Origin of the sequence: Deferribacter thermophilus, assembly GCF_049472675.1 — a bacterium.
In the GTDB taxonomy this organism is placed as follows: domain Bacteria; phylum Chrysiogenota; class Deferribacteres; order Deferribacterales; family Deferribacteraceae; genus Deferribacter; species Deferribacter thermophilus.
The window spans coordinates 22,701-48,063 of sequence record NZ_JAPNXM010000007.1 but is presented as its reverse complement, the minus strand read 5'-3'; the positions used below and the strand labels follow the sequence as shown (position 1 = coordinate 48,063).

The 25,363-nt window shown below is 32.5% G+C and carries 24 protein-coding genes; 20 read left to right on the top strand and 4 right to left on the bottom strand.

Annotated elements, in window-relative coordinates:
- Positions 1-3: 3 nt before the first annotated feature.
- Positions 4-393, bottom strand: coding sequence for a nuclear transport factor 2 family protein (locus OWM07_RS07715; RefSeq protein ID WP_423303109.1), 390 nt, complete (start codon positions 391-393; stop codon positions 4-6).
- Between the two features lie 99 nt (positions 394-492).
- On the opposite strand from OWM07_RS07715, the gene OWM07_RS07710 reads away from it, so the two are divergent.
- The 15 genes from OWM07_RS07710 (at position 493) to OWM07_RS07640 (ending at position 15,801) form a co-directional block, all read left to right on the top strand.
- On the top strand, positions 493-1,683 hold the full coding sequence (locus OWM07_RS07710) for a CsgG/HfaB family protein (protein ID WP_423303108.1): 1,191 nt from the start codon (positions 493-495) through the stop codon (positions 1,681-1,683).
- 11 nt (positions 1,684-1,694) lie between these two features.
- On the top strand, positions 1,695-2,909 hold the full coding sequence (locus OWM07_RS07705) for an S-layer homology domain-containing protein (RefSeq protein ID WP_423303107.1): 1,215 nt from the start codon (positions 1,695-1,697) through the stop codon (positions 2,907-2,909).
- A 10-nt stretch (positions 2,910-2,919) separates the two neighbouring features.
- Positions 2,920-3,993 (top strand): hypothetical protein, encoded by a 1,074-nt coding sequence (locus tag OWM07_RS07700; protein ID WP_423303106.1) that lies wholly within the window; start codon positions 2,920-2,922, stop codon positions 3,991-3,993.
- A 52-nt stretch (positions 3,994-4,045) separates the two neighbouring features.
- Entirely contained in the window at positions 4,046-5,155 is a 1,110-nt protein-coding gene (locus OWM07_RS07695; RefSeq protein WP_423303105.1) for a flagellar assembly protein T N-terminal domain-containing protein, read from the top strand.
- A complete protein-coding gene (locus OWM07_RS07690; RefSeq protein WP_423303104.1) occupies positions 5,127-6,704 on the top strand; it encodes a SpoIID/LytB domain-containing protein in 1,578 nt (525 codons plus the stop codon). The genes OWM07_RS07695 and OWM07_RS07690 overlap by 29 nt, the downstream gene beginning before the upstream one ends.
- An 8-nt stretch (positions 6,705-6,712) precedes the next feature.
- Positions 6,713-7,708: a class 1 fructose-bisphosphatase gene (gene fbp / locus OWM07_RS07685; protein WP_423303103.1), complete on the top strand. Its 996-nt coding sequence runs from the start codon at positions 6,713-6,715 to the stop codon at positions 7,706-7,708.
- Between the two features lie 11 nt (positions 7,709-7,719).
- Positions 7,720-8,214, top strand: a complete 495-nt coding sequence (locus OWM07_RS07680; RefSeq protein ID WP_423303173.1) for a deoxyribonuclease IV — start codon at positions 7,720-7,722, stop codon at positions 8,212-8,214.
- Positions 8,215-8,233: 19 nt separating this feature from the next.
- Positions 8,234-8,554: a TIM barrel protein gene (locus tag OWM07_RS07675; protein WP_423303102.1), complete on the top strand. Its 321-nt coding sequence runs from the start codon at positions 8,234-8,236 to the stop codon at positions 8,552-8,554.
- A complete protein-coding gene (locus OWM07_RS07670) occupies positions 8,551-9,066 on the top strand; it encodes a cysteine hydrolase family protein (RefSeq protein WP_423303101.1) in 516 nt (171 codons plus the stop codon). The genes OWM07_RS07675 and OWM07_RS07670 overlap by 4 nt, the downstream gene beginning before the upstream one ends.
- Entirely contained in the window at positions 9,066-10,604 is a 1,539-nt protein-coding gene (locus tag OWM07_RS07665) for a bifunctional aminoglycoside phosphotransferase/ATP-binding protein (protein ID WP_423303100.1), read from the top strand. The genes OWM07_RS07670 and OWM07_RS07665 overlap by 1 nt, the downstream gene beginning before the upstream one ends.
- The gene (locus OWM07_RS07660; protein ID WP_423303099.1) at positions 10,604-11,602 is read left to right on the top strand and encodes an MBL fold metallo-hydrolase; all 999 of its coding nucleotides are present in this window, start codon (positions 10,604-10,606) and stop codon (positions 11,600-11,602) included. The genes OWM07_RS07665 and OWM07_RS07660 overlap by 1 nt, the downstream gene beginning before the upstream one ends.
- Positions 11,603-11,707: 105 nt before the next feature.
- Positions 11,708-12,712 (top strand): TAXI family TRAP transporter solute-binding subunit, encoded by a 1,005-nt coding sequence (locus OWM07_RS07655; RefSeq protein WP_423303098.1) that lies wholly within the window; start codon positions 11,708-11,710, stop codon positions 12,710-12,712.
- Between the two features lie 63 nt (positions 12,713-12,775).
- Positions 12,776-14,695, top strand: coding sequence for a TRAP transporter permease (locus OWM07_RS07650; RefSeq protein WP_423303097.1), 1,920 nt, complete (start codon positions 12,776-12,778; stop codon positions 14,693-14,695).
- Positions 14,685-15,428, top strand: coding sequence for a nitrilase-related carbon-nitrogen hydrolase (locus tag OWM07_RS07645; protein ID WP_423303096.1), 744 nt, complete (start codon positions 14,685-14,687; stop codon positions 15,426-15,428). The genes OWM07_RS07650 and OWM07_RS07645 overlap by 11 nt, the downstream gene beginning before the upstream one ends.
- Positions 15,421-15,801 (top strand): DUF3783 domain-containing protein, encoded by a 381-nt coding sequence (locus tag OWM07_RS07640; RefSeq protein ID WP_423303095.1) that lies wholly within the window; start codon positions 15,421-15,423, stop codon positions 15,799-15,801. Before OWM07_RS07645 ends, OWM07_RS07640 begins: the two co-directional genes overlap by 8 nt.
- Positions 15,802-15,995: 194 nt before the next feature.
- On the opposite strand, the gene OWM07_RS07635 is transcribed toward OWM07_RS07640, so the two are convergent.
- Both OWM07_RS07635 and OWM07_RS07630 read right to left on the bottom strand, forming a co-directional pair.
- Positions 15,996-16,208: a DUF2283 domain-containing protein gene (locus tag OWM07_RS07635; RefSeq protein WP_423303094.1), complete on the bottom strand. Its 213-nt coding sequence runs from the start codon at positions 16,206-16,208 to the stop codon at positions 15,996-15,998.
- Entirely contained in the window at positions 16,205-16,444 is a 240-nt protein-coding gene (locus OWM07_RS07630; protein ID WP_423303093.1) for a hypothetical protein, read from the bottom strand. The genes OWM07_RS07635 and OWM07_RS07630 overlap by 4 nt, the downstream gene beginning before the upstream one ends.
- 413 nt (positions 16,445-16,857) lie before the next feature.
- Here OWM07_RS07630 and OWM07_RS07625 point away from each other — a divergent pair, with 413 nt between their 5' ends.
- Positions 16,858-18,204 carry a TrpB-like pyridoxal phosphate-dependent enzyme gene (locus OWM07_RS07625; RefSeq protein WP_423303092.1) on the top strand — a complete coding sequence of 449 codons (1,347 nt, stop codon included), beginning with the start codon at positions 16,858-16,860 and terminating at the stop codon, positions 18,202-18,204.
- 38 nt (positions 18,205-18,242) lie between these two features.
- Here OWM07_RS07625 and OWM07_RS07620 read toward each other — a convergent pair whose 3' ends face one another.
- Positions 18,243-19,151, bottom strand: coding sequence for an AEC family transporter (locus OWM07_RS07620; protein WP_423303091.1), 909 nt, complete (start codon positions 19,149-19,151; stop codon positions 18,243-18,245).
- A 124-nt stretch (positions 19,152-19,275) separates the two neighbouring features.
- Between OWM07_RS07620 and OWM07_RS07615 the strand changes: the two genes are divergently transcribed.
- The 4 genes from OWM07_RS07615 to miaB are packed head-to-tail and all read left to right on the top strand — an operon-like array spanning position 19,276 to position 25,362.
- Positions 19,276-22,104 carry an anaerobic glycerol-3-phosphate dehydrogenase subunit C gene (locus tag OWM07_RS07615; RefSeq protein WP_423303089.1) on the top strand — a complete coding sequence of 943 codons (2,829 nt, stop codon included), beginning with the start codon at positions 19,276-19,278 and terminating at the stop codon, positions 22,102-22,104.
- Positions 22,089-23,297, top strand: coding sequence for a hypothetical protein (locus tag OWM07_RS07610; RefSeq protein WP_423303088.1), 1,209 nt, complete (start codon positions 22,089-22,091; stop codon positions 23,295-23,297). Before OWM07_RS07615 ends, OWM07_RS07610 begins: the two co-directional genes overlap by 16 nt.
- The gene (locus OWM07_RS07605) at positions 23,294-24,046 is read left to right on the top strand and encodes a hypothetical protein (RefSeq protein WP_423303086.1); all 753 of its coding nucleotides are present in this window, start codon (positions 23,294-23,296) and stop codon (positions 24,044-24,046) included. The genes OWM07_RS07610 and OWM07_RS07605 overlap by 4 nt, the downstream gene beginning before the upstream one ends.
- Positions 24,043-25,362 carry a tRNA (N6-isopentenyl adenosine(37)-C2)-methylthiotransferase MiaB gene (miaB, locus tag OWM07_RS07600; RefSeq protein WP_423303085.1) on the top strand — a complete coding sequence of 440 codons (1,320 nt, stop codon included), beginning with the start codon at positions 24,043-24,045 and terminating at the stop codon, positions 25,360-25,362. The genes OWM07_RS07605 and miaB overlap by 4 nt, the downstream gene beginning before the upstream one ends.
- Position 25,363: the final 1 nt, after the last annotated feature.

Sequence of the window (25,363 nt, the reverse complement as noted above, 5' to 3'; positions counted from 1 at the left end):
GCATTATTGCTCTTTCCCTGGGCTTTTATGTACATGGACTACTTTTAGTGTGTTGCCAAATTTTATTACCACTCTTGTTTCATTTACGACTTTATGCTCTATCTTCCCTTCATTTTTGTAGGAAATTATTAATGTATAGGTAAGTATAGCTGTATCATTATATATTTGAGCTTTTTTATCTGTGAGATGAATATTAAAACCGTCATGAGTATTTGCCCAGTTATTTTCCATCATAAATTTGTGAAAATTTAAACCTTCTATTCTATGAGGAGCTACAAACCATTCGTATAAAGTGAGGTCTTTGTGTGTTGTTTCTTCATAGGTTTTAAAATCACCTGTGTAGATGGCGTTTAAGTGTTTTTCTAAAAATTCCCAAAGTGACTTTTCATTCATAATTGACTCCTAAAAATTTTTAAAAAAAATATATTTTTGTGATATAATGTGTTATACTTTATATTATAAAATGAATAAAAAATAAAGAGGGAGTGGGTTATGAGGAAAATTTGTCTTTGTTTACTTATTGTAACAGTTATTATTTTTCTTGTTTCTTGTGGGACACCAAAAGTTGATCCTATGGCTTTATCAATAGTGCCTGCAGATACTGAGCAGGTGCAGGTTCCTCAAGTATGTAGAGCTCAGTATGAAACAAGGCAGCTAAGAGTAGCGGTAGTAGATTTTCAAAATAATACTACTTTTGGGAAAATGACAGGTTCAAATACTTCTATTAGAGGTCAAGGTACTAGGACTCATGTAGAAGGGGGTGTTGCTGGAGCTGTTGTTGCGCCTGGTGCTGTTGGGGTTGGTTATGTTGGAGCTAGCAAAACAAAAGTTAAATATTCAAAAGATATAAATACATTTATGAGACAGATATCACCTAATATAGGGGCGTATGCACAAAGTGCTGTTGAAGATATTGTTGTAAATATGGGTGGTGTAGAGGTTTTTACAAGATCTAATATTCAACAGGTTATGCAAGAGCAGGGTTTTCAGATGAATGTTGCAGATCCCAATACATTAGTTCAATTAGGTAAAATTGCTGGTGTTAGTTATATTATTACTGGTTCTGTTGATAATATTAAAGCAGAGTATGTACCACCTTCTAAAAAGAAGAAATCAGATAATGCGTTAGCAAATCTTGCTTTATCTATTTTAGAAGCAACTACAGAGGGATGGAATGTAAATGTAGAAATGACTGTAAAAATTATAGATGTTGCCACAGGTAGAATTATTGCATCTAAAAAAGTTAAAGGCAGAGAACTTGCAGGTAAACAACCAAATTTTAATCCAGAATTGATAATTACTGCAGCTAAAAAAGCTATGGGTGAAGCTGCTTTGGATATAAAACCTGAATTATCACAACTGTTTGCCATAAAAGGTTATATAATTCAATTGAGAGGAAATAAGCAGGTGGCTCTTGTAAATCTTGGTAGGGCAAACGGTATTAAACCAGGGCAAAAGTTAATAGCTTATGATTTTATGGAAATTAGAGATCCTTTCAAAGGAACACATAGTTGTAGTAAAGCAAAAATCCCTGTTGAATTAATTGTTACTGATCAGGTTGATGAAAATCAGTGTTGGGTAAAAATAGAGGGGGATGAGCAACATAGAAAAAGGCTTAAAATTGGTACTTTAGTTCTAAGGGCTAAATTAGAAGGTCAAGGATTGATGAAAAAACTATTTTAGGGGGTAATAAAATGAGAAGAAAATTATTATTAGTTTTAAGTGTGATAGTTGCGTTTATGTTTGTTAGCTGCTCTAAACCTAAAACTGTTTGTAATTCGCCAACTGATAATCCAGAGCATAACTATTTTACTGGGATGGAATTGATAGAAAAAGGTGACATAAACAATGCAAATATAAAATTTGAGCGTTCAATTCAATGTGATCCAAAATATTCTCCTGGTTATGCAGGAAAATCTTTAACTTTGGCAATGATAGCAAATAGTAAAGCTGATATGGGTGAAAAACAGGTTTGGGTAGAAAGAAGTCTTGAAAGTTTAAAGAAGGCTAAAAAATATGCAAAGAATAAAGATCAAAAATATATTTATTATGTTACAGGTATAAGAACTTATACTGAATTGCGTTTAGAGGATTGGTTAGAAGATGCAAAAGATTTTTATGATGATGCTAAAAGTATAGAAAAAGATGTTAATTTTAACAAATTACCTTATTATCAAGGGCCTGAGGCTCTAGAATATTTTATGGGTGTTGCTTATCTCAAAGGTGAAGAGTTTCAAAAAGCAAGGGATTCTTTTGCAAATGTTTTGAATATGTCAAGGCAAAGTAAATGGCATGCTCCTGCAAATGCAATGTGGAAGAAAACTGACAAGATCGTAAGGGCTATGGCTGGAATTACAGTAGGTGATGTAGGTAAAAAGATTGCAGTAAAAGATGAGGTTTCAAGAGCGGATTTCGCCGCACTTTTAGTGGATGAACTTAGAATTGAAAAGATTATGGAAGGGCGTATACCTGTAAAATCGCAAATTGCAAAAATGAAACCAGAATTTATCCCTGCTGATATTTTAAACCATCCATTTAGACCAGAGATTGAAACAATACTTAAGTGGAATATAAGAGGTCTTTCTCCAATATATGATGAGACGACAAAGGCTTATCTGTTTTTCCCAAATAAACCATTAACTCGTAAGGAGTTTGCACTAATTTTAGAAGATGTATTGGTTAAATTGACTAGTGATGAATCATTACCAAGAAAGTATTTTGGGCAGGAAAATTCTCCTTATCCAGATGTTAGCCCTACAGCACCATGGTTTAATGCTGTAATGAATGTTGTTACAAGAGGTTTGATGGAAACAGAGTTATCTGGTGAATTTAGGCCAGATGATAATGTTGATGGTGCTGAAGCTCTATTGGCTATTAGAGTGTTGAGACAGACTTTGAATGTTTATTAAGGAGGCGGTGATGAGAGTAAATAAATTTGTGTATGCTATATTACTATTTATATTTATGCTGTTTAGTTTGTCTGTTTTTGCACAGACATATAATCAACCTTATAATCAACCGTATAACCCTGCTTATCAGCAACCTGCTCCATATAATCAACAGGCACCAAACTATCAACAACCAAATAATCAACAAATGATGCAACAACCGGGTCAATATGGTGGACAGATGATGCAGCAACCAATGCAACAGCCTATGCAACAACCTTATGGAGGTGGTCAATATAATCCTCAAATGATGCAGCCTCAACCTCAAATGATGGGTGGTATGCCACCATTACCACAGCCAATAACAAATCCTCAAGCTGCATTTGCAACTGGATATATTAGAGTTATAGGTGAATCAGAGGCTGGACAGAGAAGATATGCAGCATTAAGGGCTGCAAAGGTTGTAGCTCAGAGAGATTTATTAGAGGTTCTTCAGGGTGTTACAGTTGCTGGTGATACGACTGTTCAAAATGGTTTGTTAGTAAATGATGTTATAAGATCAACTGTTCAAGGCTTTTTACAGGGAGCAAGAGAGTGTGGTAGATATTATGATATGAGCCAGGGTGTTGGTTATGTTTGTTTAGAGGTGGGCACAAAATCTTTTGTTACTACAATGTTTCAGGATCCAAATGCTAGACAAGCTATATTTAATGCAGTTCCACCTGCTCCAGCATTTCAACCTCAGGTTGTACCTCCTGCACCACAGGTTTATGATGGGTTAATTGTAGATACTACTGGCACAAACTTTAGACCAGCATTAATAAATAGAATTTTGAATGAAAAAGGTGAAATAATTTATGATCCAACTAAGATAGCTGAAGATATTTTAGCACAAAGAGGGTGTGGTGATTACACAAACGAAATTGGTAAGGCAAAAGCTATTCTTTCAGAAAGAGGGGTTAAAAATCCTCTTGTTGTAAAGGCAGTAGGTGTTGTGAAGTTTACTGATGTAAAGGTATCTGGTGATGATGCCACTGCTATTTTTTCATCTAATCAGAAAACAAATTTCTTAGAAGGTGCTAAAGTAGTATTTGTATTAAAGTAGGGCTTTTGCCCTACTTTCTGTTTAAATTAAAGCTATTAGTTGAGGGTAAGTTATGAAGAAAATTATTGTTTTTTTGTTTTTATTAATTCCTGTTTTTGTCTTTGCGATGGGAGAGCAGGGTATTTTTGTACAGTCTTATGGAGAAGCAGAAATAGTAAATAATGATATTCAAACAGCAAGATTGCAGGCTATAGCAAGAGCAAAGTGGTTTGCCTTAGAACAGGCAGCAGGAGTCAAAGTAAAAGCTCAAAGTGTTGTTCAGAATGCCGTTTTGGTTGATGAAGCGATAAAGTCTGAAACTCAAGGTGTTATAAAAGGTTTTCAAATTCTTAAAGAAGGGCAAAATCAAGGTGTTTATTGGGTTCAAATTTCGGCTTTTATAGTGCCAAATAAAGCAAAAGAGGCTTTGGGAGCTATTTCAAGAAATACAGCAATTTCAGTAATTTTACCACTTGTAATGCCTGATGGGAGAGTTGAGGAATCTAACCCTTTAAGTGAAAAATTGATAAATGAATTATCGGTTCAAGGTTATGAAGTGATAGATATTGCATCAGGTAGCACTTTTTCTGTTAGTCAACTGGACACAGCATTAAGAACAAATAATTTTCTAATGATAAGAAACTTGGCATATCAATATTTATCAAATGTTATGCTTGTGGGTAAAATTACTACAACTTTGACAGCTCGCGAAGGTAAAAATGTGGGTTATGGTGTTAGTTTGCCTTACAATATTGTAACAGGTAGATTAGTTTATAGATTGATTACAAATAGGAATGGGCAAAGGGTAATTTTAGCTAGTGGCTATATTTCTGGTAGAGGTATGGGGCCTACTGTTGAAGATGCTACATATAAAATGATAGAAGATATGAGTGGGAAAGTTTCAAATGAGTTGATTAGTACTATTGTAAATAAAATTAAAGGTTCTGCTAAAAAAATTCGTCTTGTTTTGACAAATGTTAATGATATGCAGCAGATGATGCAGTTTAAAAACTTTATTCAGTATGTAAGTTGGGTATTATCAGTTAATGAACAAGGGATGAACACATTAGTAGTAGAGTATCCTGAAAAGGCCTTATACTTGGCTGCATCAATTAATAGCAGACCAAATTATAAAGTAGTAAAATTTAGTGAGTATGAGATTGATGTTCAGATTTTGCAGTAAGTTAGCAGTCTTATTTTTTATATTTGTTTCATTTGTTTATGCAGAAAATAATAATGCAAATGTATCTGATATCCTTTTTGCAAGGCAATCCATTGCCGAGGGGAAATATTATGTTGAGGTGGGCAAATATCTTGACGCATTAGAATTTTTTGAAACTGCTCTTGAAGCAACTGACAATAGATATATTGTTGCTGATGCTTTACTTCAAAAGGCAACACTTTTTGCTCATTACATGGATAAGCCTGAAGAAGCTGCAAAAATATATGAAGAAATATTTAGAAAATTTCCTGATTTACCACAAGGTGAAACCGCTTTATACAAGTTAGCACTACTTTACAATGATTTTGGAGATGAAAAAAAGGCTTTAGAATATTTTAAACTATATTTGCAATATTACCCCTTTGGACGCTTTCGCTATACAGCTTCATTTTTTGTGGAGAGATATACAAAGAAACCATTAGTATCCCCTAAGAAGAAGTTTGAATTGCCACCTGTAAATATTAAAGGTGCTCCAGATATTAGGGTAAGATTATTCAAAGGCAAATCAGCTAAAATAAAAGGTAATATATCAGTTAAGGACAGTTCAGGAAGGTTAATTTTAAATATCAATGGGGTTGTTAGTGTTTATCTAAGTGGAAAAATGGTAATTTTAAACGGAAGACAGCTTTATTCGCCGGTTTATATTTATCCTAACAGTTCATATTTATATCTTTTAAAAAAGGATGGATATAGAGGATATCGTGGGTATTTTAAAATTTTTGTCTCCAAGAGTAAATTATATGTTATCAATATATTAAATATTGAAGACTATTTAAAAAGTGTTGTTACAAGTGAGTCTCCAAGCAGCTGGCCTTTAGAGACTTTAAAGGCTCAAGCAGTAGCTGCAAGGACTTATGCACTTTATCAAAAATTGCATAGAGAAGACTGGAGCTATGATGTTGTAGATAATGAAGGTGATCAAGCCTATAACGGTATAAAAAACGAAACAAAAAAGGGGGTTAGGGCAGTCTTGGAGACTGCTGGTTTGGTGTTGACATACCGCGATAGGCCTATTTTGTCATTTTTTACGGCGAGCACCGGTTGGTATATCGATGATCCAAAATATATCTTTGGCACAGGTTATCCATACATGCGTGCTAAGCCTGACCCTTATAGTGCTAAGGAGAAGATGGGTAGATGGACTAAAAAAATAACTTTAAACGAAATTGGGAATTATTTGAGAAGGAAAGGTGTAAATATTGGGACAATATATTCAATTTCACCCTACAAAACTACACCTGCTGGTAGAGTTGTAAAAGTCAAAATTAACCACTCAGGCGGGACAAAGGTACTTAGGACTTACACAACTGTAAGAAGAGCTGCAAAGTTGTATGATATATTGTTTAGTATTCAACAAGTTGGTAATTCAATAGTTTTTAAAGGTGGTGGTTTTGGTCATGGCGTTGGTTATTCCCAGTGGGGTGGAAAAGCATTGGGAGAGGCAGGAAAAAGGTTTGACGAAATATTAAATTTTTATTATGAAGGTGCAGTTATAAAAAAAATGTGGTGAGGGGTTAAATGCAAAAAGGGGTTACAAGTCTTGGCAGATTTTTAATTGAAGAACAGAGAAAATATCCAGAAGCTACTGGCGATTTTACTTTAATTTTAGAGCAGATAGCTTTTGCAGCAAAAATTATAAGTCGCGAGGTGAATAAAGCAGGTTTAATTAATATTTTGGGAAAAGCAGATTCTGTAAATGTTCATGGTGAAGAGCAGCAAAAGCTTGATGTTTATGCAAATCAAAAGATGATCGAGGCTCTTGACCATATTGGAAAAGTATGTGCCATGGCAAGTGAGGAAGAGGATGATGTAATACATGTTCCTGATAGATATCCTAAAGGAAAATATGTAGTGGTGTTTGATCCTTTGGATGGATCAAGCAATATTGATGTAAATATTAGTATTGGAACAATTTTTGGTATATATAAGAGAGTAAGTGAAGGTGAAAATGGGTGTGAAAAAGATTTTTTACAAAAAGGTAGAAATTTAATTGGTGCAGGGTATGTAATTTATGGCTCAAGCACAATGTTTGTTTATTCAACAGGAAATGGAGTTAACGGTTTTACTTTAGATCCATCTGTTGGAGAATTTTTATTGTCTCACCCAAATATCAAAATACCAGAAAAAGGGAAAATTTACTCTATCAATGAAGCAAATTATCATAGATGGGATGAAAAGATAAGAAAATATGTTGAATATATTAAGAATTTAGAAGAGAGACAGTACACTTCAAGATATATTGGCTCACTTGTAGCAGATTTTCATAGAAATTTGCTCAAAGGTGGTGTTTTTCTATACCCTGGGGATTCCAAAAATCCAAAAGGTAAATTGAGATTGCTTTATGAAGCCAATCCTCTTGCTTACATTGTTGAGCAAGCTGGTGGGCTTGCAACTGATGGAGAGCAGATGATTTTGGATATCCAACCAGAGAGTTTGCATCAAAAAACACCGTTAATTATTGGCTCTAAATGGGAAGTGGAGACTTATTTAAAATTTATGAGGGGTGAGGCCTAAAAGTGGGCCTCATGCTTCTTGGAGCTCATGAATCAATTTCTGGTGGTGTTTTCAACAGCCTAAAACTTGCAGAAAGTGATGGTTGTGAGTGTTTACAAATTTTTACAAAAAATGCAAATAGGTGGGTTGCTAAGCCATATTCAGATAAAGATGTAAATAAATTTAAAGTTTTTGCAGAAAATTTAGGCTTTGATAGAATTTGTGCCCATAGTGCCTATTTGATAAATCTTTGTTCTCCGAAAAAAGAGACAGAGGAAAAGTCAGTTAAATGTTTTATTGATGAGTTGTCAAGATGTGATCAACTGAATGTTCCTTTTTATGTAATGCATCCTGGCTCTCATTTAGGAATTGGCGAGCAAGAAGGGTTAAATAAAATAGTTCTAAATATTGACAGAGTTTATTCTGAGTATCATTTTAATGTTATGACATTGCTTGAAGTGACAGCAGGCCAAGGCTCAAATTTAGGTTATAAATGGGAGCATAGATTATATAATTCAAAATTCTAAATTTCCTGAAAAGATTGGTGTGTGTCTTGATTCTGCCCACATGTATGCGGCAGGGTATGATTTAAAAAACAGATATGATGAAGTAATTGATACTTTTTTTACTAATTTTAAAGATAAAATAAAAGTTTTTCACCTAAATGATACAAATAAAGAGTGTGGATCAAAAATAGATAGACACGCCTATATCGGTAGAGGTTTATTAGGTTTAGAATTTTTTGAGAAACTTGTGAATGATGAAAGGTTAGATGGTGTTTTGGGCATTTTGGAAACCCCTTTTGATGAGGATAAAAGTTATAAAAACCAGCTTGATATTTTAAAGTCTCTAAGGAGGCAAAAATGAAAAAGGCATTAATAATTATCGATATGTTAAACGATTTTGTTTTAGAAGGTGCTCCATTGCAGGTGCCAAATGCTAAGAGTATAATCCCAAATATTAAAAGAGAAATAGATAAAGCAAGAAAAGAGGGGTATCCAGTTATTTATGTTTGTGATGCTCATGATGAAGATGATGATGAGTTTAAAATCTGGCCACATCACTGCGTAAAAGGGACAAAGGGTGCTGAAGTTGTTGAAGAGTTAAAACCTTCAGATGGTGATATTGTTGTTGAAAAAACAAGGTATTCAGGCTTTTTTAACACAAATTTAGATGAAATCTTGAAAGATTTGGGTGTTGAACAGCTAATCGTTACAGGGCTTGTGACAAATATCTGTGTAATGTACACTGTTGCTGATGCTGTAAGTAGAGGGTATAAAGTGATTGTTCCAAAGGATTGTATTATAGGCCTTGATGAAGATGGTCATAAATTTGGCTTGATGCAGTTGGAAAAAGTTCACAATGCGGAGATAGTTTAATGGATTTATCACCAGAAGCTATTATTTTAAAAGAGTTGGTTAAACCTAAGGAAATTAAAGAAACTCATATATCTTATGCAATGATAACTGATGATTATGTATACAAGCTTAAAAAACCAGTAGATTTTGGTTTTCTCGATTATAGATTGTCAAAAAGTAGAAGAAATTTTTGTATTTTAGAAAAAGAATTAAATTCAAGATTTTCTAAAGATGTGTATCTCGATGTATTGAAAATAGCAAGATTTGGAAAAGAGATGAGGTTAGTTCCACATACAAATACTATGTTTGCTATCGATTATGTGCTCAAAATGAGAAGAATTAAAGACGAGGATTTTTTTAGTAATAGAGTACAAAATGGATTGGTGGATGAAAAGTTGGCTTATAAAGTTGGTAAAAATATTGCGGAGTTGTTTAAAAAAATCGAAACTCCAGTTGAAAAGGCTTTAGAATTTGGAAGTTTTGATGTGATAAAGTATAATTGTGAAGAAAATTTCATGCAGACAGAAAAGTATGTGGGCAGTTTATTAGATGAAAAAATTTATAATTATATCAAAGAGAAAACACTCAATTTTCTTGAGGAGAATAAATCACTTTTTGAAAATAGACTGAAAGGTGGATTTATCAAAGATGGTCATGGTGATTTGAGATTGGAGCATGTCTATTTTGATAATGACGAGATAGGGCTTATCGATTGTATAGAGTTTAACAAAAGGTTTAGATATAACGATGTGGTATCTGAAATAGCTTTTTTGGCTATGGAAATGGATATTAATGGATATATTGACCTATCTGATTCTTTGATAGCAGGCTTTTTCTCAGTTTTTGATGATGAAAACAGTAAGAAATTGCTTAATTTTTACAAATGTTATAGAGCCTATGTGAGAGCAAAAGTGACTTGCTTTTTGCTTGAGGAAAAAGGGGAAACTTGGGAAAATTATGCAAATGTTAAAAACTCACTGGATAGGCATGTAGATGCAGCTTTTAGTTATGCTTTAAATATGGATGATAATGTAAATCTGGTATTTTATGGGATAATGGGTTCTGGTAAGTCAAAAAATGGTAAGGCTTTTAGTGATAAATACTTTTATTCATATTTCAATACGGATATTGAAAGAAAAAGAATAGCAGGATTAAATCCAGAGACAAAAGTATTAGAGGATTTTGGAAAAGGGATTTATTCAAAGGAATTTAGCCTAAAGGTATATGAAAGGTTAGCTGAAAATGTGATATTGAAAAATAGTGTTTGCAGGCCAGCTATCATTGATGGTAGTTTTTCTAAAAAAGATTATTTTGATAAACTGGATGAAAAAAATATAAATTATAAAAAGATATTGTTTACTGCACCTGATGAGATAATTGTTGATAGACTAAAAAAGCGAGAAAGTAAAAAAACTGTTAGTGATGGTAGATTAGAGCTGCTTCAAGCTCAAAAGAGCTCTTTTGAAACTAAAGAGCTGGCAGATTTGACAATTGAAACCACTAAAACAGTTGAGAGTAATTTAGCAAAAATAGCTGATTTTTTGATTAGAGAAAGTTAATGCGCCATAATTTTACAATAAAGCAGGTAAATTCACCTTTTGAAGATACAGCTTTTTTTGTGCGAAATATTTACAAAAGGCAGGCTTTTTTACTTGATTGTGGCAGGCTTGGTAATATAGAAAATTCTGAAATATTAAGTATTTCTGATATCTTTGTTAGTCACACACATATAGATCATTTTTATGGATTTGATAGAATATTAAGAGGGATGTTGCGCTCAGATAAAAAAGTGAGAGTTTTTGGCCCACCTGGGATTATTAAAAATGTTAAAGGTAAGCTTGATGCCTATACCTGGAATTTGATAAAGAACTACACTTTTAAAATTGAAGTTTTCGAGCTTGGTTTAGATGGAAAAATAAATTGTGCTTTGTTTGATGCTGCGAATGGTTTTGTCCCAGAATATTGTGATTTGGTTGCTGACAGGATAGAGTTAGAAGATGGTTTTATTTTAGAGTATGAGTTTTTTGATCATGGTATCCCTTCTGTTGGATATAGGATAAAAGAAGAAAAACATGTAAATATAAAGAAAGATGTGTTTGATAAATTTGGATATATTCCAGGCCCTTGGCTTACAGTTTTAAAGTCTAAACTGAGAAATTGCGTTGATTTGAGGGAAGAGATTGATGTTGAAACTGTTGAGGGGATAAAAAAGGTATCTTTAAAAGAGCTCGAACAAAATTTGGTAATTTACAAAGAACCTCAGGATATCACTTTTATTACAGATATTGCTCCAACTTATGAAAATTTCAAAAAAGCTGTCAATTTTGCTAAAAATACATTTGTTTTATTGATTGAAGCTATGTTTTTAAAAGATGATGTTTTGGATGCTATTTATAAAAAACATTTAACAGTAGAGTTAGCCAAAATGATTTTTGAAGTAAGTGGTGCAAAGTTTGTAAAATTTTTACATTTTGCTCCTAAATATGAAAGAGATAAAGAAAGATTTTTTTCAAAACTATACAGTGATATCGATGGAAAGATAATTAAAACTAAATAATAATATTTAATCAGTATATTAAAAGATATTATCACTTTTTGAAATCTAAATATTGAAAATAAAGTCTAAAAATAATATGATATATTTAAAATGTGGGGGTGAAGTATGAAGAAGCTATTGAGTGTTCTTTTAGTTTTTGTGTTTTTGATATCATTTGGTATTTCTGAGTCAAAAGCAAGCGACAAAAACTTAATTATCGCTACTGCAACAACAGGTGGTACTTACTATCCTGTAGGCGTTGCAATTGGTACTTTAATCAGTATTAAATTGGCTAAAAAGTATAAGATTACTGCGACTGCTATTAATTCTGCTGGTTCTGGTGAAAACATTCAGATGTTGAAAAACAAAGAAGCTGATCTTGCTATTTTACAGGCTCTTTTTGGTGCTATGGCTTATAATGGTAAAGGGCTTTATGAAGGAAAACCCGTTAAAGATTTTAGATCAATTACAATGCTTTGGTTAAATGTGGAGCATTTCTCATTACTTAAAAAATATTCAAAAACTGGAAACATAATGGATTTGAAAGGGTTGGGTAAAAAGTTTTCCATAGGTAAAAGAGGTAGTGGTACAGAAGGTTCAGGTAGAGTTATTTTAGGAGCTTTAGGTATCGAAATTGGAAAAGATATTATCCCAGAATTTTTAGGTTATAATGCATCGGCTCAGGCTATGATGGATGGAAGAATCGTAGGTATGAATACTCCAGCTGGCCCTCCTGTATCAGCTGTTACACAGTTGTTTGCTCAGCTTGGTGCTAAAAAAGTTGTACTTTTAGAGTTTACCGATGAGCAGTTAGAAAAAATTAGAAAAGAATATCCTATTTGGATAAGGTATATAATTAAAAAAGGTACATATCCAGGCTTGAATAAAGATATTCATACAATCGCTCAGCCAAACTTTTTGGCTGTAAGACCTGATTTACCTGAAGAAACAGTATATCTTATAACTAAAACAATTTATGAAAACTTACCTTTCTTACATAATATTCACAAAGCTACAAAAGCTATGAGCCTTGATAAAGCTATTGATGGATTGCCAGTACCATTGCATCCTGGTGCTGCAAAATTCTATAAAGAAAAAGGTATTAAAATACCTGCAAACTTGCTTCCATAAAAATATCTTATATCAGGTGGCCTAACTAGTTGGCCACCTTTTCTTTACTTTTTGGAGGATTAAATGAGCCAAGTGGAAAATAAAAAAACACAAGAGGATCTCAGCGGTGAGGTTATAACCGTCCAAAGAGAATTATCTAATACTTTAGACAAAATTGTTTATTTCGTTGGTATTATTACATCTCTTTTTCACTTGTGGGTAAACACTGTTGGAATTATGCCTGAGATTCAAAGAAACGCTTTGCATTACAGCTTTTTATTATTTTTAGGGTATTTGCTATACCCTATGTCAAAAAAACATCCTGAAAAAACTTTAAAAATAGATATTATCTTAGCGGTTTTATCTTTTTTGGTTGGGGTTTATCTCGTTTTATTTGAAAATGCTTTGCACGCAAGAAACGAAGTGCCTATTTTACCTGACTTGATAGCAGCAGCTATTGCAATTGTTTTATTAATTGAAGTAACAAGAAGAACATCTGGTTTGGTAATACCTATTTTAGCAGCATTTTTTCTCGGCTATGCTCTTTATTTTGGTAAATATTTTAATGGCTTATGGAATTTCCCTGGTGTGAATGTTCAAAGACTTTTATATAGAATGTACTTTGCTCCTGATGGTATCTTTGGTACCATTGCTACAATATCATCAACATTTGTTTTTCTTTTTGTTCTTTTTGGTGCATTTTTGATTAAATCAGGTGCTGGTGATTTTATTATTAAGCTGGCAGTGGCTATAATGGGTAGGAGTATAGGTGGACCAGCGAAGATGGCTGTTTTTGCAAGTGGTTTGATGGGTAGTGTATCTGGTAGTGCTGTTGCAAATACAGTTGGAACAGGTTCTATTACAATCCCTATGATGAAAAAAACAGGTTTTTCTCCAAAATTTGCAGCTGCGGTAGAGGCTGCTGCATCTACTGGTGGACAGTTGATGCCACCAATTATGGGTGCTGGTGCATTTATTATGAGCCAGTGGACGCAGATTCCGTATTTAAAAATTGTTGCAGTTTCCTTTATCCCTGCAATTATGTATTTTTTAACAGTTGCTTTTTTTGTCCATATAAGAGCTAAAAAAATCGGTTTGAAACCTCTGCCAAGAGAAGAAATTCCAAAGATTTCTGAAGTTTTAAAAGAGGGTTGGCAATTTTTTATACCTATTATAGTTTTAATGGGATTTTTAATGTATGGATACACTCCTACATATTCTGCCTGTGCTGGGATTGCTGCAATTGTGGTATCAAGCTGGTTTAACAAAAAAACAAGAATGGGGATAAAAGATATTTTGGATGGATTGGCTCTTGGAGCCAAAAACATGGTGACAACAGGTATTATTCTTCTTTGTTCTGGTATTGTTATTGGTATTGTGTTGCTTGTTGGTATGGGGATTAAATTTTCTATGTTAATTCAATCATTATCTGGTGGTAGTGTTTTACTGACTATTATTTTTATCGCTCTTGCTTCATTAATTCTTGGGATGGGGCTTCCTGTTACAGCTTCATATATTGTGTTGGCTGTTCTTGCTGCTCCTGCACTAACAATGCTTGGAGTTAGTTTAATAGCTGCTCACATGGTAATTTTTTGGTATTCTCAGGATGCAAATGTTACTCCTCCTGTTTGTCTTGCTGCATATTCTGCAGCTGGAATTGCGGGGAGCAAACCTCTGGAAACCGGTTTTGAAGCCTGGAAGCTTGCTAAAGGGCTTTATATTATTCCATTGCTTTTTGTATATACTCCGCTCTTATTCGAAGGGCCTATTATCAATGTAATCGAAACGGTGATTAGTGCTACATTGGGATTATATGCTTTTGTGGTATTTTTTGAGGGGTATCAATTACGCCAGTTGAATATTATTGAAAGGATATTATTTGGTGTTGTAGCTTATTTTCTATTGTTTCCTCATAGATATTTGACAATAATTGGTTTTGCTGGATTTATCGCTTTGATACTTTTACAAAAATTTACTATTAAAAGAGCTGAAAATGCAAGATAAAATGAATATCGGTTGTGTTCAGATAAAAATAGAAGAAGATGTTCAAAGAAATATAGAAAAGGTAAATACACTCACTTCTGATTATTCAAACCATATTTTTCTCTTACCGGAATTGTTTACTACAGGTTTTAATTATGAGCATATAGAAAAGCAGGCAGAAAATCATTTTGAAGTACTGCAAGATTTAAGTGAAAAAAATATTTATATGGGTTCGATTTTGTGTTTTAAAGATGGCAAAAGATATAATTCTTTTTTTGTAAAGTATAAAAAAGAGGTTTACTTTGTATATGACAAGGTAAACCTTTTCCCTTTAATGGATGAGGATAAATATTTTTTTCCTGGTGATGGTTATTATACATTTGATATAAATGGGGTAACGGCAGGATGTGCGATATGTTTTGATTTGAGGTATTGTGAGGTATTTTATCACTTAAGAAATGGTGGAGCAAAGATTGTTTTTTTGCCTGCAGAGTGGCCTGCAAAAAGGGTAGAGCATTTTAGGGCATTATCCATTGCAAGGGCTATTGAAAATCAATTGTATTTTGTTTGCTGTAATGCAATTGGCAATACATGGAGCGATGTATTTGGTGGAAACTCTATGATAATAGACCCTTGGGGTAAAGTGGTTGCTGATGCTAAAAACTTTGTTGATAAAGTTATTGTTGCAGAAATTGATATTAATTTAGTCGATGAGGTGCGAAATAAACTACCGATGAGGAGAAAAAATGAATAAAAAAATTTTGGCATGCGGCCTTGATGGAGAGCAAAAAGATTTATTGAAAAATTTATGTTCACAAAAAGGGTTTGACTATATTTTTGCATATAGAGATCAGGATGATTTACTGGTTAAAGAAATTTTAAATGGTGATGGCAATTTTGAAAAAGGGGATATTCATAGCGAAGTTTTGATAATGTTTGCAGGTGCTGAGCAAAATGAGATAATAGATTTTATAGAAAGTTATAAAAAGATTGATCTGCCAAAGCCACTTTTTTGTATGGTGACAGAGCATAACTTAAATTGGAGATTAAAGGAGCTGTTAGACCACCTTGTTAAAGAAAGGGAAGAAGTAAAAAGGTATATGCAAAATAGAAATAATAATAAGTAAAATAAAAATTTATTATTTTTGAGATTGCATCGCTGAGGCTAGCAAAGACAAAGGCAGTCATTGTATGTTGCAAATTATGTTAACAAAGTTAGAAAAGAGTGATAAGGAGCAGATTGTTTAACAAAGTTTAATTGTGATTATATATACATTCAATTTATAATGAATAAGGAATTATAAGAGATTTTTGGATTTTGTTAAACCACCTTTTTTTTAACCTCAAAAGAGTAAGTAAGGAGAGAAGACAAATCTATCTTTTTAGATGCATTTAGGATTTCAATTCCAACAATTCTGCCTTCAGAGTCAGTATCAAGATTGATACCATTATCAGATTCAATAACCCCATCTGGCTCTACATTATTAAGCTCTATATAAATAGCATCTGCAGCATCATCATAATATACTTTCATTTTTTATACCCCCTTTTTAATGGATAATTTGTAATTACTGTTAATATATTATTTTCTACAACAAAAACAATCTTTAATGGATATTTAAACCCTTCAACATATTTTATTATTTCATGCTCACCTTGAGAAGTGTCAATATTTTTCAGAATATTGACAATTAATTCTTTTGGTATTTTATAAAGTTTTGCTCTTCTTTTAGCATGCCTTGTAAATTTTATTATCACTTGCTTCTCCATCTATTTTATTTATAAGAAATTACTATAATAAAATCAATATTAGTAAAAAAACATTTATAAAATTAATGTAAGAAATAAGCTCATTAGATTGCTTCGCTAACGCTCGCAAAGACTAATTTCTCAGTCATTGCGAGGAGTATAGCGACGAAGCAATCTCTTTTATGTCGTTGACGCAGGAGATTGCTTCACTTCGTTCGCAATGACGATAATCAGTTTGTCATCGCTAGGAAGCGAGAGCTGACGAAGCGATCTGGTAATTTGAGCTACAGTTATAAAACAGCCTCTAGTAATTACCTCGAGATAAACTTTTTAGAATATATAAGCTCTTCTAATCTATATCAAAAAGTCTTTGGTATTGATTTTTTTTATATTGTAGGTTAAACATTATTTAACTAAGAAAAGATGGAGGTATTATGAAACGGGTATATTTAAAAACTGATGAGATGCCAAAACAGTGGTATAATATATTGGCTGATTTGCCTACACCAATGGATCCACCTTTAAGCCCTTTTACAAAAAAACCCGTAACTTTTGATGAGATGAAAGCTATTTTTCCTGAAAGTTTGATTGAACAGGAGATGAGCGATAAAAGGTGGATAGATATCCCTGAAGAGGTTTTAGAAATTTTATCGTTATGGAGACCTACACCATTGATAAGGGCAGAAAGGTTAGAAGAGTATTTGGGGACACCAGCAAAAATTTATTTTAAATACGAAGGGGTATCACCAGCAGGAAGTCATAAACCAAACACTGCTGTGGCTCAAGCATATTACAATAAAAAGGAGGGTGTTCAAAGGCTTACTACAGAAACTGGAGCAGGGCAGTGGGGTAGCGCTTTAGCCTTTGCAACCAAAATGTTTAATATGGAATGTAGAGTTTATATGGTGAAAGTCAGCTTTTATCAAAAACCTTATAGAAAATCTTTTATGAGAATGTTTGGAGCTGAAGTAATTCCAAGCCCTTCTGAATTTACAAATAGTGGTAGAGCAATTTTGGAAAAAAATCCTGACTCGAATGGTAGTTTGGGTATTGCAATTAGTGAGGCGGTAGAGGAAGCTGCAGGTAGAAACGATACAAATTATGCTTTGGGTAGTGTTTTAAATCATGTTTTGTTGCATCAGACTGTAATTGGTTTAGAAGCTAAAAAACAGTTTGAAATTGTAGGTGATTATCCTGATATGATATTTGCATCCTGTGGTGGTGGGTCAAATTTTGGTGGAATAGCTTTTCCATTTCTGGCAGATAAATTTAGTGGTAAAAATGTGGATGCTGTGGCTGTAGAGCCAGCAAGCTGTCCAACATTGACAAAAGGTAAATATGCCTATGATTATGGTGATGTGGCAAAATTGACACCTATCATGCCTATGTTTACTTTGGGTCATGATTTTGAACCACCTGCAATTCATGCTGGTGGGTTGAGATATCATGGTGATTCACCTATCGTAAGTAAGCTTTATAAAGATGGTTTGATTTCTGCTACTGCTGTAAAACAGCTTGAAGTTTTTCAATATGGGACACTTTTTGCACAATTGGAAGGGATTGTCCCTGCACCAGAATCAGCTCATGCGATTGCAGCGACTATAAAAGAAGCTTTAAAGTGTAAAGAGACTGGTGAAGAGAAAACATTGCTGTTTTGCCTCAGCGGACATGGATTTTTTGATATGGCATCTTACGATGCTTATTTTGATGGTAAACTAGAAGATTACGAATACCCTGAAGATTTGATAGAGGAATCTTTGAAGAATTTACCTGAAGTATAATTTTTAATATTTGGGGGTGCTTTTTGCACCCCTTTTTTTTATTGTAATAATGTTAAGTAAACTAAATAGCTGAAAAAGGAAAGTATTGTTGATAGAATAATCGTACTTGCGCTTAAGTTTTCATTTCCTCCCATTTCTTTTGCTAATACAAAATTTACTGTTGCAGCAGGTGCTGCTAATAGAATTATCATAATTTTTGCATGCAAACTTATAGGTGTTTTTGTCAAAAATAAAATTATAAAACCTAGTACTGGTAAAATAATTAGCTTAAATAATGTGTTTATTAGTGATAACTTAAAAGAGTTGCCTAATTTTTGTAGATTGATTGTTGCACCGATAGAAAGCAGGGCTAATGGGAGAGTTGCAGAGCTGTTTATTGATAAAAATCTGTCAATAGCAATGGGTATATCGATTTTTAATAACGAAAAAAGGATGCCAAATATACAACCTATTGCCAAAGGGTTGAAGACTATTTGATAAAATACTTCTTTCTTTGATGATGATTTCTCGGATGAGAATGAAAGGACAATAACTGAAAGTAAATTTACAACAGGCACTATAAATGCCATGTAAATACTTGCTATAACCAGCCCCTTATCACCAAAACTAAAGTAGCTCACAGGTAAGCCCACATAAGCATAATTTCCTCTAAAGCTGTTCATCAAAAATGTGCCAATATCACTTTTATTAGTTTTTAATAACTTGAGAATCGGGATTGCTAAAATAATCAAAATAATAAAAGAAAAATACATGATTAAAATATATTTTATGTCAAAGGTCTTATTAAAATCGGATTTTGCTATTTTGTAAAAGAGTAAAAGTGGAAGAAGGATATAAAAAATTAGCTTATTTGCTTTTGAGATAAAAATTTCATCGATTAGTTTTACTTTTTTTAAAAAATTTCCAAAAAGTATTGTTAAAAAAATTGGTAGTATGTTATTTAACATAAAATTAATTTATCTGATAAAATATGAATATTCAATCTAATTTTGGTTAATGTTAAACTTTACTTTTGTGGTTTAATGGTTATATTTTAGCTAACCACAACAGCTAAATTGTAAGGAGATGACAATGCCATACTTAACAGATAATATTTTTGATGAACTTCATGAGTCTGTAAAAGGGGATGTTTATACGGATAAACTTAGAAGGTATATGCATTCTACTGATGGTAGTATTTATAGAGTTGAGCCATCATGCGTAGTTTATCCAAAAGATGAAGAAGATGTAGTTAATATTGTAAAATTTGCTCAAAAGTATGGATTGACTGTTCATCCAAGAGGAGCTGGAAGTGGGCTTTGTGGCTCTGCCATTGGGAAAGGTATTGTTATAGATTTTACAAAGTATATGAACAGGATATTAGAATTAAATTTGGATGAAGGGTATTTTGTATGTGAGCCTGGTTATAGATTTGGTGAGCTTGAAGCAATTTTAAAAGATAAAGGTTATTTTTTCCCACCTGACCCATCTAGTGGAGAATATGCATCGTTTGGTGGGATGTTTGGTACAAATGCCAGTGGTGCTCACTCTGTAAAGTATGGAAATGTTTCTGATTATGTGCTTGATGCTGATATAATTTTGAGTAGTGGAGAAAAGATTAACTTAAATGAAATATATTCAAAATCGTTTGATGAGCTGGATGATAAATTTAAAAAACTTTATCATCTTTATACAAAATATAGTGATGATATTGAATCAGCATACCCAAAGGTCAAATACAATGTTACTGGATACAATTTAAGAGGGCTTGTAAAGGATAATAGTTTATTTTTGAATAAGTTGTTTTGCGGTGCAGAAGGGACTTTAGGTATTGCAACAAAACTCAAGTTTAGAATTATACCAAAACCTACTTTTGATGGTTTAGTTGTAGCGTATTTTGATGATATTATTTCAAGTGCAAAAGCTGTGCAAATGATACTTCCTATGAAACCGAGTGGCATCGAAATTATGGATAAATCTTTGCTTAAAATTGCAAAGGAAAACGATGAGCAGTTGAAAGATAAAATTCCTGATGGTGTGGATAATGTTTTGTTAATTGAGTTTGATTCTTATGATAAAGATGAAGTGGAGATGCTGGCTAAAAATGCCAAAGATTTGATAGATAGAGAGGGGTTGACAAACAGCTCTTTTCTTGCCGTCAGCCAGGAAGAAAAGGATAAGTTTTGGGCTATAAGAAAAGCTGCAGTGCCAATATTGTATAAGTTAAAAGGGGAAAAGAAGATTTTGGCACTAATTGAGGATGCGGCTGTCCCTACTGATAAATTGGTGGAATATTTTCAAGGTTTATATGGTTTATTGGAAAAACATAAAATTGATTTTGTAATCTATGGACACATTGCTAAAGGTCTTTTGCACACAAGACCTCTTTTAAATTTGAAAGATCCACATGATATTGATTATTTAAAAATATTAACTGATGAAGTTTTCGAGCTTGTTAATTCTTTGGGTGGCGCAATATCAGGAGAGCATGGGGATGGAAGAATTAGAAGTTATTATGTTTCAAAACAGTATCCAAAAATTTATCCTCTGTTTAAAACTGTAAAATCAATTCTTGATGAAGGGAATATTTTAAATCCTGAAATAATAACTAACTCTGACCCTTATCAAATGAAAAAGTTTTTAAGGTTTGGTAAAGATTATAGAAGTAAAGATCTAACAGATAAATTGTTGGTGTGGGAAGAAGGGTTTGTTAATGAAGTGGAAAAGTGTCATGGATGTTCGAAATGTACAACAGTTACCACAGCAACAAGAATGTGCCCAATTTATAAATTTACAAGGGATGAAGCAGCTGCTCCAAAGGCAAAGGCAAACATTTTGAGGGCTTTGATTAGTGGAGCTATTGATGATAAATCATTATATGAGAGTGCCTTCCAATATGTGATAGATCATTGTGTAAATTGTGGAAGCTGTGAAAGGGAGTGTCCTTCAAATGTAAATATTCCTAAAATAGCTTTGGAAGCTAGAAGTCAATATGTAAAAAAATATGGAACGGATATTACAAAAAAATTGCTTGTGAATGTTGAATTAGCTGCAAGATATACAAGAAAAATATCCCCTTTATTGGCCAAAATTATGAAGCCAGGTATTAGCAGAAAGCTGAATGAACTGTTTACTGGTCTGGCTGAAGAGCGTGAGTTTATCGCGTTTGATACAAAATCTTTATTTGAGCAGGTAAATAGAGAAGTTGGAGCTGGTGAAAGCTCTGTGCTTTACTTTTCTGGTTGTTATGCAGGGTATATTGAGACAAATATCGGTTTATCAACGATTAAAGTGTTAGAAAAATTAGGTTTTAAGGTATTAGTTCCTGATCAACATTGTTGTGGTTTGCCAATGTTAACTAAGGGGATGGTAAATAAAGCTAGGAAAAGTGTTGAGAAGAATCTGAATAAATGGGGTAATCTGATAAAAGATGTGGATTATATTGTTGTGTCTTGCTCATCTTGTGGGCTTTCGCTGATGAAAGAGTGGGGTTATTTACTAAATAATGATGAAATTCATGAAATAAAAAATAAAATGGTGCATATAACCAAATTGATAAATGATAATATTGAGAAATTAAATTTTGAAAATGTTGATAAAAAGTTTGCTTATCACATGCCTTGCCATCTAAAAGTGCAAAAATATGCTAATAGCTCACTGGAGTTATTAAAAGGTAAGATTGGTTTGGATGTGGTTAATTTGAATTCACATTGTTGTGGAATAGCAGGAAGTTGGGGGATGAGTGCTGACAACTATGATTTGAGTATGGATATAGGTAGGGATTTGGCTCAAAAAATTTCTAAATCAGGTTGTGAAAGTGTATTGACAGATTGTCCAACATGTAGAATACAGATTGAGCATATCTCTGATAAGAAGGTATTACATCCAGTTGAGGTTGTTGCAGAATGTTTAAAAGATTAATTGTAGTTGTAATATTGATATGCTCTTTTTCTTTTGTGCATGCTGATGAGGATATTACAGATTATTTATTGGGTGTATCCGCTTTCAAAGATCATCTTTTTGATTTGTCAAAAGTTAGCTTAGAAGATTATTTAAAAAATGCAAAAGATGATAAAAAAATAATATTTTCTAAATATTTGCTGTATCAGATATATATGAAAGAAAAAAATTATACTCAAGCATCAAAACTGATAGATGACTTATTGCAGGTAGAAGATAAAAGGCTGGATTACAGCAAGATTAAGCAGGATAAAGTCTATATCTTATCTCAAAATGATTGTGAAAAAGGTAAAAGCTATTTGTTGGAAAATTTTAGTTTATATACTTTGAAAGGTTATCTCAAAACAGAATGCAATGTGGATAAAGCTATTTCTAATAAAGCGCTAAAAATAAAAATGAATTATGATTTGAGATTGACTTTGTTGGTTAAACTTAAAGATTTACCCAATGAAGCTGCTAAGCATTTTAAATATATTAATATCAAGAAAATGGATAAAAAGCTGAAGAAACATTTTGCTCTGTTTTTCTATAAAAATAAAATTTATGACATTTTTTGGGATATTTACAAAGTGTACAAAGATAGCGATATGGTAAATTTAGCTTTGGAAAGGGTATGGGAATTAAAAAATTATAATTCTTTTTTGAAAAGCTTTGAAATAAATAGAAAAAAATATAAAGTTTCAAATATTAATTATTGTAGAGCTTATAATGCACAAAAAAGATTGGGGCTATCTGTTGACTGCGATTTGATAGATAAATGTTTTGATAGAAAGGGTGAAGAATATTTTGATGTTTCTTTAGCATGTAGGCTTGAAAATGGTGATAAGAAAAGCTTTAAACAAAGCTATATTTTGTGGAGTAAAAAGTCAAAAGAAATAAAGTGTAAATATGGATACACTGCTTATAAGTATGATGCTGTATCGATTTCACAGTTAAAAGACTGCAAAAATAGATATGAGATTGCAGAAAATCTATTAGCGGATGAAAAGGCTAAAGAGATAATACTGATGCTGTCGGATGATAAAAGTGATGAAGCAGCTTATTACAAGGTGCTGGCTTATTTGCTGTTGAATGATTTGAAATCTGCAAAGGTTGTGTATAAGAAGATTAAAGATCCAAAAATTATTGAAAGACTTAAAGAGCTGATGAAATGAAGTTAAGGGTTGTTATTTTATTGTTGTTATTGATTGTAATTGCTGTTGCATCGATAATATTTTATCTTAAAAGTGAAACTTATAAATATTATAGAGAAGCAGAAAAACTTTATGAGCAAAAAAAGTATTATGAAGCCTACGAAAAAGTTTTAAAATCTTTGAGTTATTATAAATTTAATAAAAAATCGTTAATACTAAAATCAAAAGTATATAAAATTATTAAAGCTGAAAATGATTTTAAAACAGCAAAAAAGTTTTATCAAGAAGCTAAAAAAGCATATTTTATAGAGGATTATGAAACTGCTAAAGATAGAATTGCCAGAGCGTATGAACTTTTGATAAATATCCCTCCAGATGTGCCTATTAAAGAAGAAGTTGATAAGCTTTTGAAGGAATTAAATTTTGAGATTTCAAAATATGAGAAAATTATACCACAAAAATACATTGATAAAGCTCTTACTTTATCTGCAAAAGGTGATTATATAGGTGCTTATGAGTATTTGGAAAAATTAGGTGTAGAAGATGAAAGAGTAAAAAAATTAAAGATGGATTTTGCATATAAAATAGGGGAAGAAAGATTTATATATATTATGTCCCATAAGGGGAGTGAGGATAAAACATATATTAACGATGCTATTTACTGGTTGTCTAAGGTAGATAAAACCCATCCGAAGTATCAGGAAGCACAAAAAGAATTGAAAATTTTGAACAGTTTATTATTAAATAACCAAAAAATGGAGGCTAAATGAAGCTTTTTATAAAAACCTTTGGTTGTCAAATGAATGAATATGATTCTGAAAGGATTGCTGCAGTATTTGAGGAAAGAGGCTATTTTTTGACTGAAAATGTTGAAAGTGCTGATTTTGCTGTTATAAATACTTGTAGTGTAAGAGAAAAACCTTATCATAAAGTTGAAAGTGAACTGGGTAGATTAAAAAAAATAAAATTAAAAAATCCAAATTTTAAGATTGCTGTTTGTGGGTGTGTAGCACAGCAAGATGGAGAAAAGTTTCTCGAAAGGTTTGATTATGTAGATTTGGTTTTTGGGACATCTGCTATAAGTAGATTGCATTCATTAATCGATTTGGTGGAGCAAGGGGAGCGAATTTGTGATACCAATGAAGGTGAAGATGAGTTAACTATCCCTGTTTTTTCAAGGAGCAAACAGGTTTCCGCTTTTGTAACAATAATGAAAGGGTGTGATAATTTTTGTTCTTATTGTATTGTTCCTTATGTTCGTGGAAGAGAAAAGAGTAGAAAACCATCTGAAATTTTGGATGAAATAAAATATTTGGTAGATAATGGTGTCAAAGAAGTTACTCTGCTTGGTCAGAATGTAAATTCTTATGGTAAGGGTTTGGATGAAAAGATTAATTTCCCTCAACTTTTATATCTTGTAAATGATATAAATGGTTTGGAGAGGATTAGATTTGTAACTTCTCATCCAAAAGATTTTGATGATGAGTTAATTTTTGCCATGAGAGATTTACATAAGGTGTGTGAATATCTCCATTTGCCGTTGCAGGCTGGTTCAAATAAAATTTTAAAGCTGATGAACAGAAAATATACTTATGAAGAATATAAAGAAAAGGTATTTAAAGCAAAAGAGCTTATCCCTTCTTTGGCACTTTCTTCTGATTTTATTGTAGGTTTTCCTGGCGAAGAAGATGATGACTTTGAGCAGACATTAAAAGCTATTAGTGAGATTAAATATGAATCAATCTTTGCATTTAAATATTCTCCAAGACCAAAAACTAAGGCAAGCAGTTTTGATGATAATGTTAGTGATGAAGAAAAGAGCAGGAGATTGAATGAATTGCTTAACTTACAATCTAAAATTACTGAAAAGATAAATAAATCTTATGTGGGCAAGATTCAAGAAGTTTTGATTGAAGGTAAAAGTAAAAAAGATGAAAATCAATTTTCTGGCAGAAATAGGCAAAATAAGGTTGTAAATATTTTATCAAATCATAAATTAAATATAGGTGATATTGTAAAAGTTGAAATAGTTGAGGCTAAGAAAAATTCATTATTAGCTAAAGTGTTAGAATATGTTGGGAGGTAAT

What these genes read in the sequence shown, in the direction of transcription:
- fbp (WP_423303103.1), top strand. Translation starts at nt 6,713, where the DNA reads ATGCAAAAAGGGGTTACAAGTCTTGGCAGATTTTTAATTGAAGAACAG.
- OWM07_RS07610 (WP_423303088.1), top strand. Translation starts at nt 22,089, where the DNA reads ATGTTTAAAAGATTAATTGTAGTTGTAATATTGATATGCTCTTTTTCT.
- OWM07_RS07615 (WP_423303089.1), top strand. Translation starts at nt 19,276, where the DNA reads ATGCCATACTTAACAGATAATATTTTTGATGAACTTCATGAGTCTGTA.
- OWM07_RS07705 (WP_423303107.1), top strand. Translation starts at nt 1,695, where the DNA reads ATGAGAAGAAAATTATTATTAGTTTTAAGTGTGATAGTTGCGTTTATG.
- OWM07_RS07695 (WP_423303105.1), top strand. Translation starts at nt 4,046, where the DNA reads ATGAAGAAAATTATTGTTTTTTTGTTTTTATTAATTCCTGTTTTTGTC.
- OWM07_RS07630 (WP_423303093.1), bottom strand. Translation starts at nt 16,444, where the DNA reads ATGGAGAAGCAAGTGATAATAAAATTTACAAGGCATGCTAAAAGAAGA.
- OWM07_RS07650 (WP_423303097.1), top strand. Translation starts at nt 12,776, where the DNA reads ATGAGCCAAGTGGAAAATAAAAAAACACAAGAGGATCTCAGCGGTGAG.
- OWM07_RS07625 (WP_423303092.1), top strand. Translation starts at nt 16,858, where the DNA reads ATGAAACGGGTATATTTAAAAACTGATGAGATGCCAAAACAGTGGTAT.
- OWM07_RS07670 (WP_423303101.1), top strand. Translation starts at nt 8,551, where the DNA reads ATGAAAAAGGCATTAATAATTATCGATATGTTAAACGATTTTGTTTTA.
- OWM07_RS07710 (WP_423303108.1), top strand. Translation starts at nt 493, where the DNA reads ATGAGGAAAATTTGTCTTTGTTTACTTATTGTAACAGTTATTATTTTT.
- OWM07_RS07690 (WP_423303104.1), top strand. Translation starts at nt 5,127, where the DNA reads ATGAGATTGATGTTCAGATTTTGCAGTAAGTTAGCAGTCTTATTTTTT.
- OWM07_RS07655 (WP_423303098.1), top strand. Translation starts at nt 11,708, where the DNA reads ATGAAGAAGCTATTGAGTGTTCTTTTAGTTTTTGTGTTTTTGATATCA.
- OWM07_RS07605 (WP_423303086.1), top strand. Translation starts at nt 23,294, where the DNA reads ATGAAGTTAAGGGTTGTTATTTTATTGTTGTTATTGATTGTAATTGCT.
- OWM07_RS07660 (WP_423303099.1), top strand. Translation starts at nt 10,604, where the DNA reads ATGCGCCATAATTTTACAATAAAGCAGGTAAATTCACCTTTTGAAGAT.
- OWM07_RS07620 (WP_423303091.1), bottom strand. Translation starts at nt 19,151, where the DNA reads ATGTTAAATAACATACTACCAATTTTTTTAACAATACTTTTTGGAAAT.
- OWM07_RS07640 (WP_423303095.1), top strand. Translation starts at nt 15,421, where the DNA reads ATGAATAAAAAAATTTTGGCATGCGGCCTTGATGGAGAGCAAAAAGAT.
- OWM07_RS07635 (WP_423303094.1), bottom strand. Translation starts at nt 16,208, where the DNA reads ATGAAAGTATATTATGATGATGCTGCAGATGCTATTTATATAGAGCTT.
- OWM07_RS07715 (WP_423303109.1), bottom strand. Translation starts at nt 393, where the DNA reads ATGAATGAAAAGTCACTTTGGGAATTTTTAGAAAAACACTTAAACGCC.
- OWM07_RS07665 (WP_423303100.1), top strand. Translation starts at nt 9,066, where the DNA reads ATGGATTTATCACCAGAAGCTATTATTTTAAAAGAGTTGGTTAAACCT.
- OWM07_RS07700 (WP_423303106.1), top strand. Translation starts at nt 2,920, where the DNA reads ATGAGAGTAAATAAATTTGTGTATGCTATATTACTATTTATATTTATG.
- OWM07_RS07645 (WP_423303096.1), top strand. Translation starts at nt 14,685, where the DNA reads ATGCAAGATAAAATGAATATCGGTTGTGTTCAGATAAAAATAGAAGAA.
- OWM07_RS07680 (WP_423303173.1), top strand. Translation starts at nt 7,720, where the DNA reads ATGCTTCTTGGAGCTCATGAATCAATTTCTGGTGGTGTTTTCAACAGC.
- miaB (WP_423303085.1), top strand. Translation starts at nt 24,043, where the DNA reads ATGAAGCTTTTTATAAAAACCTTTGGTTGTCAAATGAATGAATATGAT.